The organism is Ensifer sp. EB106-05-01-XG146 (assembly GCF_058791875.1).
The window spans coordinates 3,985,802-3,999,933 of sequence record NZ_JBYTDX010000001.1; the positions used below are offsets into that span (position 1 = coordinate 3,985,802).

The window sequence follows — 14,132 nt, forward strand, 5'->3', positions numbered from 1 at the left end:
CGTCATCGGAAAAGCGTTTTGCCACTATTGACCTCAACTATACTTGAGGTCGTACGACTGCTCTCGTTCAAAAAGAGATGAGAGGAAAAGAGCTATGAGCAGTCAATCAAATAGCGTGGCGCCGCTTTACCGCATCAACAAATACACCGTGCCGGCGGAAGCGCGGCCGCAGTTCGTCGAGCTGGTCGACAAGACGCTGGCCGTCATCCGCAAGCAGGATGGATATGTGAAGGACCTGTTCCTGGAGCAGCACGCCGGTCCTGGCCAGTTTGACTTCATCACCATGATCGAATTCGCCAATGCTGACGTCGCGCCGAAGGTCGCAGCCGCGCTTGTCGAGTTCGACCGCCAGCTCGGCCTCGATCGCGAGGCGCTGATGAAGATGCTCGGCATCCGCACCGACTTTGCCAGCTACCGGGCTTTCGGCGGTCTGGCTGCCTAGAGCAATTCCAGGAAACGTGTACAGCGGTTTCGGTCCGGAATTGCGTGCCACAGATGGTCAGAACGAAAAGGCCCGGCAGTTGGCCGGGCCGATCCACACGCCTGATGAGGTGTCAGGAGACGAAGAACGACGACAGGCCCTGACCGGCGGCAAAGGCCATATAGGCAAGCACGGTGAAGTAGACCGTGGTCGCGATCAGGAAGAGATAGCCCCCGGCCACCATCAGTCCGTCGCGCTGGATGATACCGAGCGAGAGTAAGAGGATCGCGATCCCCGGCAGCGTGTTCGACAGCGGGATCAGGCCGAGCGGGAACATCAGGAGAATGCCGCCGGCCATGATCATCAGGCCGTTGAAGCGGTTCATCAGCGCGCCCTTCGTCAGGAAGCCGAGACGCGGACGGACGTAACGATCCAGCTTGGAAACGAGATCCGCGCCTTTCTGCAGCGTCGGCACCAGCTTCTCGGTTTCGATCCGGCGATCGAGAATGCGCTGCGGCATCCACGGCAGGCGATTGAGCGTGACCGATACGGAAATCAGGATGATCGCTGCGCCGAAGACGGTGCTGACGCCCGGGATCGATACCGGCAGCAGAAACGGCAGTGTCAGCAGGGCGCACAGCAGCAGGAAGCCCTGTTCGCCGATTTCCGTCATCAGCTCGCGTAGCGTGATCGTCTCGCCGCGGATCGAGGCAATCATGCCGTTGAGCGTGTCGCTGAGACTGCGTTGCGTGTCGCCGAACTCGATTGCCATTGGAGCTTGCCTCTCTTTTCTTTGGTGCCCGTCCTATCAAGAGCGTGTGAAGGATCGGTTATTGTGTGCCCTGATGGCCACGCCAGCCGCTGGCGAAGCTGGATTTGCCGGTAAACCTTGGCGTGAATGGGACGCCTCTTCATCTTCCTGCCGCAATCGCTAGTATGAAGCAACTTCGAGCACCAATGGGGACAACTGATTCCATGATCAAGAAATGCGCCATTCTGGCTGTCGCGGCCATCTATCTTTCGGGATGCACCACCACCGATCCCTATACGGGCGAGCAGAAGATGTCGAACACGGCCGGTGGCGCGCTGATCGGCGCAGGCCTCGGCGCGGCGACCGGTCTGCTGGTTGGCGGCAGTGCCGCAGGACGGCGTGACTCCGCACTCGTCGGCGCCGCAATCGGCGGTCTCGGCGGCGGCCTGATCGGCAACTACATGGACAACCAGGAAGCCGAACTGCGCGCCCAGCTGCAGGGCACCGGCGTATCGGTCACGCGCGCCGGCGACCGCATCATCCTCAACATGCCGTCCAACATCACGTTCGCGACCGACCGCGACCAGGTGATCCCGGCCTTCTACGACACGCTGAACTCGGTGGCGATCGTGCTGCGCAAGTTCAACAAGACGATGATCGACGTCGATGGCCACACGGACGCGACCGGCAGCGCCTCCTACAACCAGGGCCTCTCCGAGCGCCGCGCCGCTTCGGTCGCCAACTACCTGGCGGGCCAGGGCGTCGACCAGCGCCGTATGTCGGCCATGGGCTACGGCAAGGAGCGTCCGATCGCCTCCAACGGAAGCGAAGCCGGCCGCGCGCAGAACCGCCGCGTCGAAATCTCGATCGCGCCGATCAAGGCCTGATCGGCCGAAAGCGACCGCTTGCAATCGAAGGGGCTGCGCCGCAAGGCGCGGCCCTTTTCATGCCTTGCCGGGCTAGAAACGGTAGCGCAACAGGCGGCCCATCCGGCGCAGCATCGGCAGGGCGCTGACGACATGCGCCGCTATCCGCGCCATCGGCGACAGGCGTGCGACCTGGCCTGAATCATACTCGCTGATCTCGTCGAGCAACGTCAGCCCGGGCACGTCGCGTTCCAGCGTTTGCGCGTTTTCCAGCCCCCAGCGAAGCTCCGCCCCCGTTGCCCGCAGCGATGGGCTCAGCCGCAAAAGCTCGATACCGAGATGGCTGTAGGCGTCGAAGACGATTTCCCCGCCGGCAAGACAGGAGGTCAGCCGTCGCAAGACGTCGCGGACCTCGTGTTCTGAGAGATAGGGAAACACGCCCTCGGCGACGACGATCGCCGGGCGGTCCGCCGGAACGAGGTCGATCCACTCACGCTCCGTTATCGAGGAGGCGATCGTCGTGCAGCCGACGCGCGCCGGGAAAAGCTGTCGCCGCAAGGCGATCACATCGGGAAAGTCGACATCGAACCAGCCGATGGACGCGGGCGGATCGAGCCGCAATATACGTGTGTCGAGACCGCAGCCGAGGTTGAGCACGATTGCGTCCGGGTGGCGCCCGATAAAGGCGCGCGCCCAGCGGTCGAGCATATGGGCGCGCACGGCAATGCCGATGGTCATGTCGTGGCCGGCATCGGGCGGTTTCGGCCTGCCGGCGAGCCGCCGCATGAGATCGGCGGCAAAGTGATCGTTGAGCAGGGAATCCGGGAACGCGCTCTCTGCGGCTTTGGCCTGGAGCGTGACCAGCAAGGTCTCCCGTACGCCGTGAAGGCCGATCTCCTCGGCTTCCATCCTCTCCTCCCAAGGGCGTGATGCACCCCGCCGCACAGCTTGCATTTTGCAGGCCCTCCACCCCGGGGAAGGCCCGCAAAGGCGCCTATTTCGCCGTTCGGCGCGCCCGCCAGACACGTCCGGCTGTCAGAACGGCCAGCGCCGGCATCAGCGCAAACAGCCAGAAGAGCCAGCGTGTCGCCATCGCCACGCCTTCCGTCGACGGCGTTTCGATGCCGGCGAGATTGGCGGTAAGCCCGGCCAGCGCCGCGCCGAGTGCTGCGGCGAAGAGCTGGACCGTGGTAATCGAGCTCGACGCCTTCTCCGCTTCGCCTTCCGGCGCAAATTCATAGACGGCCGTCACGATGTGCGGCCAGGCAAAGCCCATGCCGAAGCCGACCGCCATGATGCCGACGCTGAGCGGCGCGGCGATCACCATGAATTCCGATCCTGCCATCGGCATGAACAGCGCAATCAGTGCCAGGCCGACAAAGCCGAAGGCCGGGCCGGCAAAGATCGTCTGCTTTGCCCTTTCCCCATGCCAGTGGGCGCTTGTCATCGACCCGGCGGTCCAGCCGATCGACATCAGCGCCGCAATGTAGCCGGCTACCAGCGGCGACAATCCGTGCAGCTCCTGCAGGAGGTACGGCACATAGATTTCCGGCTGCAGGCCGACCATCAGCAGGGTGATCGTAGCATAAAGGGCTGCCAGCGGGGAGGTCGGGGTGAAACTGCCGGAGGGGAGCAGCTTGCCTGTCGCCCGTTTCTCGACGACGAGCAGTGCCAGGAACATGAGGATCGCCGCGCCGACGCAGCCTACCTGCTCCACCGCCGTGGTCAGCGTGCTGGCGATGGAAAGCGCAAGCACGATGGCGACGAGCAGCGCCAGTTGCACCAAGGGAAGCGGCGTGCGTGCGCCTTCGCCGGCAGCCTTGCGCGGCAAGGTCGAGAAGGCGAGGGTCGCCAGCAGCGCCGTCAGCGGCAAGAGCGACCAGAAGGCGACGCGCCAGGTGGAAAACTCCGCGAACATACCGCCGATCGCCGGGCCGACCAGCGTCGCCGTACCCCAGGTGGCCGAAATCAGGCCGATGGCGCGGGTCCAGAGCTCTGGCCGGAAGACCTCACGGATCACGCCATAGGCAAGCGCATAGAGCAGCCCGCCGCCAAAACCCTGGATCGCGCGGCCGGCGAGCAGCATCGCCATCGAGGGGGCCGCAGCGCAGAGGAGTGTGCCCAGCCCGAAGACCAGCGCACCGATCGCATAAGCGCCGCCGGCGCCGACGGCACCAAGCAGCCGGGCCGACAGGGCCGCGCCGAGGATCGAGGCGGCGACGAAGACGGTCGTGCTCCAGGCGTAATATTCGAGCCCGCCGATCTCGCGCACGATCGAAGGCATGATCGTCGTTACGACGTAGATGTTGAGCGCGTGCAGCGCGACGCCGCCGCTGAGCACCAGCGAATGCACGGCGTTTCCGCCGGTCAAAAGCGCGCGCCAGCCGGTTTCCTGGTGGGCTGCGGATGTTTTTTCGAGCATGTCAGTACCTCATGCAGCGGTATTGCCGAAAACGTGCGGCCGGCCCGGCCGGTGGGGAGGATCACGTTTGCAAGGGCGATGCCGCCATTATCAGTGGAGCGCAGCCTCGCCGAAATGCGTGAGCTTGTCCGGGTTGCGCATGATGAAGATGTCGTTGACGTTTCCGTCGCCGTCATAGCCGAAGGCGACGGTTGCCGCGATCTCGTTTTTCGCTTCGTCTCGAAGCACGATGCCGCGGCCGCCGTTGATGTCGCCGATTTCCCAGACGTAATGCGACCAGTATTCGGTAAGCCGATCGATGATAAAGGCGAGCACCGTCTCCTTGCCCGAGAGCACTCCGAGCACGGTCGCCACCTTGCCGCCGCCGTCGGCTGTCAGCTTCACATCGGCCGAAAGCAGGGCCGAGAGGCTAGCGACATTGCCGCCGTGGATTGCCTGGTGGAAGGCCGAAAGCAGTTCGTCCTGTCGCTCACGCGGCGTCTGGTGCCGGGCTTTTTCGAGCCCGATATTGGTCTTGGCGCGCGACACCAGCTTGCGGGCGGCGGTTTCCTGCATGTCGAGCGTTTCGGCCACTTCCTCATAGGGCTGGCCGAAGATCTCGTGCAGCAGATAGGCGGCGCGCTCCTTCGGTGTGAGCCGTTCGAGCATCAGCAGGAAGGCCGTCGTCAGTGAGGATGTCAGCGCAAGCTTCTCCTCGGCATTGTCATCGCTCGCCGTATGGATCGGCTCCGGTAGCCATGCGCCGACATAATCGATGCGCTTGCGGTGCGCCGCCTTCAGGAGGTCGAGGCAGCGCCGCGTGCAGGCGGTCGTCAGCCACGCCGCCGGCGTTTCGATCGTTGTCCGGTCGACCTCCTGCCATTTCAGGAACGTATCCTGCACCGCATCTTCCGCATCGGCACGCGAGCCGAGGATGCGGTAGGCAAGGCCGAGAAGGCGCGGGCGCGCCTCCTCGAAGATCTGCATGTGCTGCCGGTCGTTCATGTCAGTGCCTCGAGATCTGGATGCGGTTCCAAAGGTTGATCATCGCCACCGTCGCGGTGATGACGCTGATCTCCTTTTCGCTGAAATGCTGGCGCAGCTCGGCGCGAAGCGGCGCAAAGTCGGTGCGCGGCTCGAGTTCGGTCAGAGCTTCGGTCCAGGCAAGCGCTGCCTTCTCGCGCGGCGTGAAATCATTGACCTGGTCCCAGACGATGATGCGGTCGAGCCGCTCGTTGCTCTCGCCCTCGGTGCGGGATTCCTTGGTGTGCATCTTCACGCAGAAGCCGCAGCGGTTGATCTGCGAGGCGCGCAGCTGCACGAGATTGTGGATCGTGCGGTCGAGCCCGTGCAGGTCCATGGTCTTGTGCACGTCGGCGAGCGCGCCGAGCACGTCGGAGATTTCCTGTTCGTAGCGGACGGCCTTGGTATCGGTCATGGTCTCAACTCCATCGTTGTCGTGTTGCTTATGACCAATTGACGATCGACGCCGGACAGCTGTGACGCGGGCTCGATGATTTTTCTCGCAGGACGCGAAGAAAAATGCATGAGCTGATTATTTTGAAGAAGTTTCAATAATTTGGAGAGTCGCGATTTCTCGCCGTGCATCAGGCTTTCGGTGGATAGCTGTGCTCGCTGCCGCGAAAATCCGTGACGGTGTAGCAGCCGCCGCCCTCGTCCGCGATCGAGGCAGCGCTGATCACCGCCTTGCCGTGCCCGCCAGGAATGTCGAGGATATAGGTCGGCTGGCAGAGGCCGGAGACGCGGCCGCGCAGGGCGGCAACCAGCGCCTGGCCTTCCTCGATCGTCAGGCGAAAATGGCTGGTGCCGGGGGCGAGATCCGGGTGGTGCAGGTAGTAGGGCTTGATCCGCGTTTCGACGAAGGCGCGCATCAGGCTGGCAAGCACCTCGGCATCGTCGTTGACGCCCCTCAAGAGCACCGATTGGCTGATCATGACGATGCCGGCATCGATCAGGCGGGCAGAGGCGGCACGTGCCTCGTCCGTCAGCTCGCGCGGGTGGTTGGCATGCAGCGCCACATAGGTCGCCTTGCCGCTGGCTTTGAGTGCCGCGATCAGGTCGGCGTCGATGCGTGCCGGCTCGACCACGGGCACGCGGGTGTGGAGGCGGACGATCTTCACATGGGGGATCGGCTTCAGCCGTTCCATGAGTTCGGCGAGCCGCCGCGGGGACAGTACCAGCGGATCGCCGCCGGTGAGGATCACCTCCCAGATTTCCTTGTGTTCGGCGATGTAGGCGATCGCCGCATCGAGTTCGGCTGGTGTCAGCGTGCCGAGCCCCTGGGGTCCGACCATTTCGCGGCGGAAGCAGAAGCGGCAATAGACCGGGCAGACATGCACGGCCTTCAGGAGCACTCGGTCGGGATAACGGTGGACGATGCCGGTCACGGGACTGTGCGGCTTGTCGCCGATCGGGTCCTCGCGCTCTTCGGGCAGCAGGGTCAACTCGGCGGCATCCGGCACGAACTGCCGTGCAATCGGGTCATTGGGGTCGTTGGGATCGATGAGACCGGCGATGGCGGGGCTGATCGCAACGGCATAACGCTCGGCAACGGCGGCAACCGCCGCCTCCTTGGCGCTGTCGATGAGGCCAGTTTCGACCAGCTCGCGTGCGGTCTTGATCGGGCGGTGGACGTTCATGCCCGTGTCTCCGCCACCGGCGCCCAGAGCACCTGGTCGATGCGTGAGGCTCCGGTTGCGAGCATCACCAGCCGGTCGAAGCCGAGCGCGATGCCGCTTGCCTCGGGCATGATCGCGAGCGCTGCAAGAAAATCCTCGTCGAGTGGATAGGTCTCGCCGTAGACGCGGGCCTTCTCCGCCATCTCCATCTCGAAGCGACGCCGTTGTTCCGGCGCATCCGTCAGCTCGCCGAAGGCATTGGCAAGCTCAACGCCGCAGGCATAGAGCTCGAAGCGTTCGGCAACGCGAGGGTCGCGTGCGGCAGGACGCGCCAGTGCCGCCTCGGCCGTCGGATATTCGTCGAGGATCGTCGCGCGGCCGAAGCCGAGGTGCGGCTCGACCTTTTCGACGAGCACCCGGCTGAAAAGATCGGCCCAGGTGTCGTCATGGGCGACCCGAAGGCCGGCTGCGGCCATCGTGGCAGCCAGATGGTCGCGGTCGGTTTCGCCGTTGGCGGCGATCGATGCCAGCAGGTCGATGCCGGCAAAGCGCTCGAAGGCGTCCGCCACGCTGAGGCGCTCCGGAGCGGCGAAGGGATCGCAGGCCTGCCCCTGGAAAATAAACTGCTTGGTGCCGGTGGTTTCCGCCGCAAGCGCCAGGATCTCGGCGCAGTCGCGCATCAGCGCCTCGTAGCTTTCGCCGGCGCGGTACCATTCGAGCATGGTGAACTCGGGGTGATGAAGCGGCCCGCGCTCGCGATTGCGGTAGACATGGGCAAAGCAGGCGATGCGCTCTTCGCCGGCGGCCAGCAGCTTCTTGCAGGCAAATTCCGGCGAGGTGTGCAGATAGAGCGGATGGCCGGTTCCGTCGTGGTTGAGCGCCTCGGTCGCGAAGGCATGCAGGTGCGCCTCGTTGCCGGGCGAGACCTGCAGGGTCGCGGTGTCGACCTCGATGAAGTCGCGTGTCTCGAAGAACCGGCGCAATACCGATTGGATCCGGTTGCGGCCGAGAAGAAACGGGCGCCGGTCGGCATGGACATCGGGTGTCCACCAGGGTGAGGCATGCGACATGATCGGTTCAGTCCAGGCTTTCTTCGTGCAGATACCGGCTCAGGCTGGCTATTTGCGCGAAATTAGGGTAGTGGCGGCGCGAAATCCTTCTTTCCGCGTCCTTCAGGGCCCGTGTTTCCGGCCCGCGGTGTCGCGCATACCTCTGTTACAAGGAAGACTAATGGTCAAGGTCATCGCTTCATCTGTCCGTAAGGGCAACGTTCTCGACGTCGACGGCAAGCTCTATGTCGTGCTTACCGCCCAGAACTTCCACCCGGGCAAGGGCACGCCGGTCACCCAGGTCGACATGCGCCGCATTTCCGACGGCGTGAAGGTCTCCGAACGCTACCGCACGACCGAACAGGTCGAGCGCGCCTTCGTCGAAGACCGCGAGCACACCTTCCTCTATGAAGATGCCGAAGGCTTCCACTTCATGAACCCGGAAAGCTATGACCAGCTGGTCATGACCACCGAGGACATCGGCGATCTCAAGGCCTACCTGCAGGAAGGCATGGCCGTCATTCTTTCGATCCACGAAGGCCTGGCGATCGCCATCGACCTGCCGCGCCACGTGACGCTCGAAATCACCGAGACCGAGCCGGTCGTCAAGGGCCAGACGGCTTCGTCGTCCTACAAGCCGGCCATTCTGTCGAACGGCGTCCGCACGCTGGTTCCGCCGCATATCCAGGCCGGCACCCGCGTCATCATCGCGACGGAAGACGGCTCCTACGTCGAGCGCGCCAAGGACTGAGGCATCGACCAGGTCAATTTGGACGGGGACGGCAGCGAAGGTTGCCGTCCCCGTTTTCGTTTCGGGCAGGCCGCATGAGCAACCAGAAATTTAAGGGGCGCATTTCGAAAAACGGGTGCTAGGATGCGGCGCCGATACGACGTGTCACGAGAGGGCCTGCATGTTCCCATTGTCGCATATGATGAAGTCGTTCATTCGCAAGGGTCGCCTGACGGTGATCGATGCCGATGGCAAGAGGCACGTTTATTCCGGGACGCCAGGACCGGAAGTGACGATGCGTCTCACCGACAAGAAGCTTTATCGCAGCCTCGTCTTCAATGCCGAACTGGCCGCCGGCGAAGCCTATATGGACGGCACCATGCGCTTCGAGGAGGGCTCCACCCTCCGCGATTTCCTGACGCTGTTTTCGATCAACCGCCTGTCGCTCGGCTCCTACCCGATCCAGAAGTTGCTGCGCGCGGTAAAAATGCGCTTCCGCAAGCGTCAGCAGGCCAACCCCAAGGGCAAGGCCCAGCAGAACGTCGCGCATCACTACGATCTCGGCAACGAGTTCTACAAGCTGTTCCTCGACGAGAACATGCTCTACTCCTGCGCCTACTTCCGCGAGCCCAACGAGACGCTCGAGACGGCGCAGCGCAACAAGCTGAGGTTGCTTGCCTCCAAGCTTTGCCTGGAGCCCGGCATGAAGGTGCTGGATATTGGCTGCGGCTGGGGCGATCTCGCGATGTACTTGGCGCAGCTGGCGGATGTTCAGGTGCTCGGCGTCACGCTTTCCAAGGAGCAGCAGGCGCTTGCCACCGAACGGGCGCGCAAGGCGGGCCTGTCGGACCGGGTGCGCTTCGAGCTCAAGGACTATCGCGATGTGCAGGGGCCGTTCGACCGCATCGTCTCGGTCGGGATGTTCGAACATGTCGGCGTCCATCACTATGACGAGTTCTTCAAGAAGCTGAACGCGCTGATGCCGGACGACGGCCTGGCGGTGCTGCATTCGATCGGCCACATGAGCCCGCCCGGCATGGCGAGCTCGTGGCTTCGCAAGTACATCTTCCCGGGCGCCTATTCGCCGGCACTGTCGGAGGTCTTCGAGGTCGTCGAGCGCAACAGCCTCTGGGTCAGCGATCTCGAATTCCTGCGGGTGCACTACGCGACGACGCTTGCCCATTGGGGCGCGCGCTTCGACGCGAACCGCGACAAGGTGATCGCCCTGTACGACGAGCGCTTTGCCCGCATGTGGGAGTTCTATCTGATCAGTGCCGAGATGATGTTCCGCACCGGCAGCCAGCTTGTCTTCCACATGCAGCTGTCGCGCTCGCGTGATGCGGCGCCGATCGTTCGCGATTACATCACCGACCGCCAGCGCGATTACATGGCCCGCGAACAGGCGCTCGCTCTCAACCTTTGAACGGGTGTTCTCCGTCACCTTGCCAGCGTAATCGCTTGTAGTCGAAGCCGAACTCCAGCGTCGGCTTGACGATCGCGAAGAACGGCGAGAGGTCGAAATCCCTGGGCGTGTAGAGCGAATGATGGCGGATATGCAGGATCTCCTCGCGTGAATAGGTCGAGGTCGCGGACGCCCGTCCGGGCGCGCGGGTAACCTCGGGCAGGATCGGATAGCGGATCTGCTCGAAGGCGGCCGCAATCAGCGTCGAGCAGATCGCGCGCGTCGGGTCGCCGGAACCGAAGGCAAGCAGGCGCCGCCGCCAGCGCACCGGAACCGGCGGCGTCGGCATGAAATAGCGCAGCATGTCCAAAATGTTCTTCAGGTCGTATTTCATCCCGAGCCTCGAGATCATGAAGCCGACGAGTGCTGTGCGATCATCCGGCGTCAGCGCGATAGGCCGGCAGATGCGGGTGTTGAACGAGGCGTATTTCTTCAACGGCACGGCAACGCAGCCCTCGCCGATGTTTACCTCGATCAGTTGCGGCCGCTCGATGACGGGTAGTGTCGCCTGATCGAGCGTCAGCGGCATCTGGTCACCGGCAAAGAAGGCGGCATGCGACCAGGTCGATTGCGTCAGATACTTGATCGCTGCCGAAACCTTCTGGTTGCCTTCGATCAGGAGAATGTCGCCCGGGCGCAGCGTGCGCGCCAGCGTTTCCTGATCGGATGGCGTGTAGGGCTCGTAGCCCGACGTCTGCGCCTGCAGGCGGGCGGCGAGCCTGGCGCCGACACGATCGAGCAGCGTGTCCTTGCTTTCGGAAAGTGGATAGATGGTCCTCATCGAGGCGATCGCTCCGGGGAGGGGATAGGGATTCGAAACTGGCGGGCATGGTGGCCGAGCCGCGACACTCTGTCGAGCGATTGTTACATGATTGCATAGCTTTGGGCTTGACGGTGCGATCCTGCATTTCTATTTTAGAATTATTCTAAAGAAGGTTTCCTCCCAATGTTTTCCCGTCTCTTCTCCCGTTCCAAACGCCCGTTTTTGTCTCTCAGCGAACAGGAAATCCTGGCGCTCGCCATCTCCTCCGAGGAGGACGACGGGCGCATCTATCTCGCATATGCGGATGCGCTTCGGGCGCAGTACCCCCACTCGGCAAAAGTGTTCGAGGAGATGGCGGAGGAGGAAAGCCACCACAGGCAATGGTTGATCGATCTGCACGTCCAGCGCTTCGGCAACCGCATCCCGCTGATCCGGCGCGAACATGTGCGCGACTTCCCCGAGCGCAAGCCTGACTGGCTGATTGCCGAAATGCCGATCGAAAAGGCACGCGAGGAGGCCGAAGCGATGGAGGAGGCGGCGCACCGCTTCTATGTCGAGGCCGCCACCAGAACCCAGGATGCCGCCACCCGCAAACTGCTCGGCGATCTCGCGATCGCCGAAAAGTCGCATGAATCGCTCGCCCGTCGGCTTGGCGAAGAGCATACGCCTGAGGACGTGCGCGCCGAGGAGGACCAGACCGCGCGCCGCCAGTTCATCCTCACTTACGTTCAGCCCGGTCTCGCCGGCCTGATGGACGGCTCGGTCTCGACGCTGGCCCCGATCTTCGCCGCTGCGTTTGCCACCCAGGATACCTGGCAGACCTTCCTTGTCGGTCTCTCGGCCTCCGTCGGCGCCGGCATCTCCATGGGCTTCACCGAAGCCGCCCATGATGACGGCAAGCTTTCCGGTCGCGGCTCACCGATCAAGCGCGGCCTTGCCTCCGGCATCATGACCGCGCTCGGCGGTCTCGGCCATGCGCTGCCCTATCTGATCCCGCATTTCTGGACGGCGACCGCGACTGCAGCGGTAATCGTCTTCGTCGAGCTTTGGGCGATCGCCTTCATCCAGAACCGCTACATGGAAACGCCGTTCCTCAGGGCCGCATTCCAGGTGGTGCTCGGCGGCGGTCTGGTGCTCGCGGCCGGCATCCTGATCGGCAACGCCTGACGGGCGAGCGGGAGATACGAAAAAGGGCCGGTTCGACCGGCCCTTTTTTGAAACTCTTCGTGTTGTCTTGAGGTCAGTTGCCGACCGAGCCAACGAGGACTTCCGCGCCGTTCTGGATGGTGACCCAGCGGCCGCTGTGGTTCGACGCCTGGCGCTTCAGGTAGCGGTAGGGCGTGTTGGTCCAGAGCTTGACGCCGTTTTCGAGGTTATCGAGGATGAAGTCGCCCTGCGAGGTGCGAACGGTCAGAACCGCATGGCCTTCGCCGTCAGGCTTGCGCACCACGGTGATCAACAGGTCGCTTGCCGAGAAGCCCCTGCTCATCAGGCGCTTGCGCTTTTCGAGCACGAAGTCTTCGCAGTCGCCGGCGCCGTCCGGATAGGACCAGACTTCGTCCCGGCCGTGCAGTTCCAGGTCGGTCATCGGCGTGATCTCGCGGTTGACCGCCGCGTTCACCTGCCGGATCGTTGCCCAGCCTCGTTCGGTCACACGCGCAGCGACGGTTCCCTTGGAGCGTACGTTGCACTCGCTCTTGTACTTCTGGCAGAATTCGTAGTGGCCGATCGGCTGCGAGGTCGCGGAGCCGGTCTGCATCCAGGGAGGCGATCCCGCCTGTGCGGGGATTGCCGTGTTTGCTGAAATGAAAAGTGCGCAGAACGCCGCGATACTTCCCTTAACCCCAGTCCAAGACGCCATACAAGTCCCCTGCGGCGCGGTATGCCGGACGCTCTTTGTCCGGACGCATTCGCGCAATCCTGAGTTGAAGGCAGCTTGTTTAGGTTCGTCCCCGGCGCTGCTCTAATCGTTAATAAAGAGTTAATAACGTCGGGGCTGCGGAGTCAATCTCCGGAATCGGGGCATCGGACTTTATGGTTAAAACCGGAGCGGGGTGCACGCGAACCGTTGCGCCGCAGGGGATCTGCGGCACGGGACGGGTTTTGTCCTTGAGGTTCCGTCGAAAAGGAAGGGCTATTGCGGCATGGGCTCAGGCGAGCATCGTGCCGATCGCCTGTTTCATTTTAGCAATGTCTTCTTCACGCGAGAGGCGATGGTCGCCGTCGCGAATGAGCGTCATGACGACGTCGTCGGCGGGTAGGTGCTCCATCAGCCGCAGGGCGTGGGAGTAGGGGACATCGGGGTCGCGCATGCCCTGCAGGATGTGCACCGGGCAGCCGGTGGAGATCGTGCTGTCGAGCACCCGGTTGGCCCGGCCGTCCTCGATGAGCGCGCGGGTAAAGATGTTCGGCTCGGGGCTGTATTCGGAAGGCTCCTCGAAATAGCCGCTTTCTAAAAGCGAGGCCCGCTCGGCATCCGTCAGGTTGGGCTCGATCAGTTCGGCGGTAAAGTCGGGTGCCGGCGCGATCAGGACGAGACCGGCGAGCCGGTTTCCGTCGCCCCGGCGCCTGAGCTCCTGGATGACCCGCAAGGCAATCCAGCCGCCCATCGACGAACCGATCAGCACCACGCGCCCCGGTGCCGCCTGATCGATGACGGCGAGGCTTTCTTCCAACCAGCGCGAGATCGTGCCGTCGGTGAAGGCGCCGCCGGAGGAGCCATGGCCGGAATAATCGAAGCGCACGCAGCTAGCCCCCCGTTCCATGGCATAGCGCTCGACTTCGACCGCCTTGGTGCCGGTCATGTCCGAGCGGTAGCCGCCGAGCCAGACCAGCGTCGGCTGCGCATCCGCCGGTTTGTCGGCGTGCCGCACGCGCATCGCGATCTTGCGCGCGGCCTCCGCTGCGCCGACCTCGATGAAGCTGATTTCCGTCTCGGCTGGCGTATCCTGCATGCAAATTCTCTCCAAGGGCCCGTTTCGCTGGCGATTTTCTTTCTAAAACAGATTCGTCTTGCTATCGACAGGTGGTGATTTTCCTTGCAAGCCGTG

At 63.3% G+C, this 14,132-nt stretch carries 15 protein-coding genes; 5 read left to right on the plus strand and 10 right to left on the minus strand.

What is annotated here, in order from left to right; translation table 11 throughout:
• The first annotated feature begins 94 nt into the window (after positions 1 to 94).
• On the plus strand, positions 95 to 442 hold the full coding sequence (locus AC3WVQ_RS19570) for a hypothetical protein (protein WP_029742419.1): 348 nt from the start codon (positions 95 to 97) through the stop codon (positions 440 to 442).
• Positions 443 to 554: 112 nt separating this feature from the next.
• On the opposite strand, the gene AC3WVQ_RS19575 is transcribed toward AC3WVQ_RS19570, so the two are convergent.
• The gene (locus AC3WVQ_RS19575; RefSeq protein ID WP_060608499.1) at positions 555 to 1,193 is read right to left on the minus strand and encodes an exopolysaccharide biosynthesis protein; all 639 of its coding nucleotides are present in this window, start codon (positions 1,191 to 1,193) and stop codon (positions 555 to 557) included.
• A gap of 203 nt (positions 1,194 to 1,396) precedes the next feature.
• Here AC3WVQ_RS19575 and AC3WVQ_RS19580 point away from each other — a divergent pair, with 203 nt between their 5' ends.
• Entirely contained in the window at positions 1,397 to 2,059 is a 663-nt protein-coding gene (locus tag AC3WVQ_RS19580; protein ID WP_029742421.1) for a YiaD family glycine zipper/OmpA-like lipoprotein, read from the plus strand.
• A 72-nt stretch (positions 2,060 to 2,131) separates the two neighbouring features.
• On the opposite strand, the gene AC3WVQ_RS19585 is transcribed toward AC3WVQ_RS19580, so the two are convergent.
• From AC3WVQ_RS19585 to epmA, 6 genes are all read right to left on the minus strand, one after another.
• The gene (locus AC3WVQ_RS19585; protein ID WP_089043119.1) at positions 2,132 to 2,947 is read right to left on the minus strand and encodes a class I SAM-dependent methyltransferase; all 816 of its coding nucleotides are present in this window, start codon (positions 2,945 to 2,947) and stop codon (positions 2,132 to 2,134) included.
• An 85-nt stretch (positions 2,948 to 3,032) separates the two neighbouring features.
• Positions 3,033 to 4,460, minus strand: coding sequence for an MFS transporter (locus AC3WVQ_RS19590; RefSeq protein ID WP_090296260.1), 1,428 nt, complete (start codon positions 4,458 to 4,460; stop codon positions 3,033 to 3,035).
• Between the two features lie 90 nt (positions 4,461 to 4,550).
• Positions 4,551 to 5,444: an RNA polymerase sigma factor SigJ gene (gene sigJ, locus AC3WVQ_RS19595; protein WP_034804673.1), complete on the minus strand. Its 894-nt coding sequence runs from the start codon at positions 5,442 to 5,444 to the stop codon at positions 4,551 to 4,553.
• Between the two features lies 1 nt (position 5,445).
• The gene (locus AC3WVQ_RS19600) at positions 5,446 to 5,877 is read right to left on the minus strand and encodes a carboxymuconolactone decarboxylase family protein (protein ID WP_034804671.1); all 432 of its coding nucleotides are present in this window, start codon (positions 5,875 to 5,877) and stop codon (positions 5,446 to 5,448) included.
• Positions 5,878 to 6,046: 169 nt separating this feature from the next.
• On the minus strand, positions 6,047 to 7,099 hold the full coding sequence (locus AC3WVQ_RS19605) for a lysine-2,3-aminomutase-like protein (RefSeq protein ID WP_090296265.1): 1,053 nt from the start codon (positions 7,097 to 7,099) through the stop codon (positions 6,047 to 6,049).
• Entirely contained in the window at positions 7,096 to 8,148 is a 1,053-nt protein-coding gene (gene epmA, locus AC3WVQ_RS19610) for an EF-P lysine aminoacylase EpmA (RefSeq protein ID WP_090296268.1), read from the minus strand. The genes AC3WVQ_RS19605 and epmA overlap by 4 nt, the downstream gene beginning before the upstream one ends.
• 160 nt (positions 8,149 to 8,308) lie before the next feature.
• On the opposite strand from epmA, the gene efp reads away from it, so the two are divergent.
• Together efp and AC3WVQ_RS19620 are read left to right on the plus strand one after the other, a co-directional pair.
• The gene (efp, locus tag AC3WVQ_RS19615; RefSeq protein ID WP_029742428.1) at positions 8,309 to 8,878 is read left to right on the plus strand and encodes an elongation factor P; all 570 of its coding nucleotides are present in this window, start codon (positions 8,309 to 8,311) and stop codon (positions 8,876 to 8,878) included.
• 160 nt (positions 8,879 to 9,038) lie between these two features.
• Entirely contained in the window at positions 9,039 to 10,280 is a 1,242-nt protein-coding gene (locus AC3WVQ_RS19620; protein WP_029742429.1) for an SAM-dependent methyltransferase, read from the plus strand.
• Here AC3WVQ_RS19620 and AC3WVQ_RS19625 read toward each other — a convergent pair.
• Complete coding sequence (locus AC3WVQ_RS19625; RefSeq protein ID WP_060519573.1) at positions 10,270 to 11,100, minus strand: C40 family peptidase; 831 nt, start codon at positions 11,098 to 11,100, stop codon at positions 10,270 to 10,272. The two genes, AC3WVQ_RS19620 and AC3WVQ_RS19625, sit on opposite strands and share 11 nt — an antisense overlap.
• A 165-nt stretch (positions 11,101 to 11,265) precedes the next feature.
• Here AC3WVQ_RS19625 and mbfA point away from each other — a divergent pair, with 165 nt between their 5' ends.
• Positions 11,266 to 12,249: an iron exporter MbfA gene (mbfA, locus tag AC3WVQ_RS19630; RefSeq protein ID WP_029742431.1), complete on the plus strand. Its 984-nt coding sequence runs from the start codon at positions 11,266 to 11,268 to the stop codon at positions 12,247 to 12,249.
• A 73-nt stretch (positions 12,250 to 12,322) separates the two neighbouring features.
• Here mbfA and AC3WVQ_RS19635 read toward each other — a convergent pair whose 3' ends face one another.
• Entirely contained in the window at positions 12,323 to 12,943 is a 621-nt protein-coding gene (locus tag AC3WVQ_RS19635) for a transglutaminase-like cysteine peptidase (RefSeq protein ID WP_029742432.1), read from the minus strand.
• A gap of 289 nt (positions 12,944 to 13,232) precedes the next feature.
• On the minus strand, positions 13,233 to 14,036 hold the full coding sequence (locus tag AC3WVQ_RS19640; RefSeq protein ID WP_090296269.1) for an alpha/beta hydrolase: 804 nt from the start codon (positions 14,034 to 14,036) through the stop codon (positions 13,233 to 13,235).
• Positions 14,037 to 14,132: the final 96 nt, after the last annotated feature.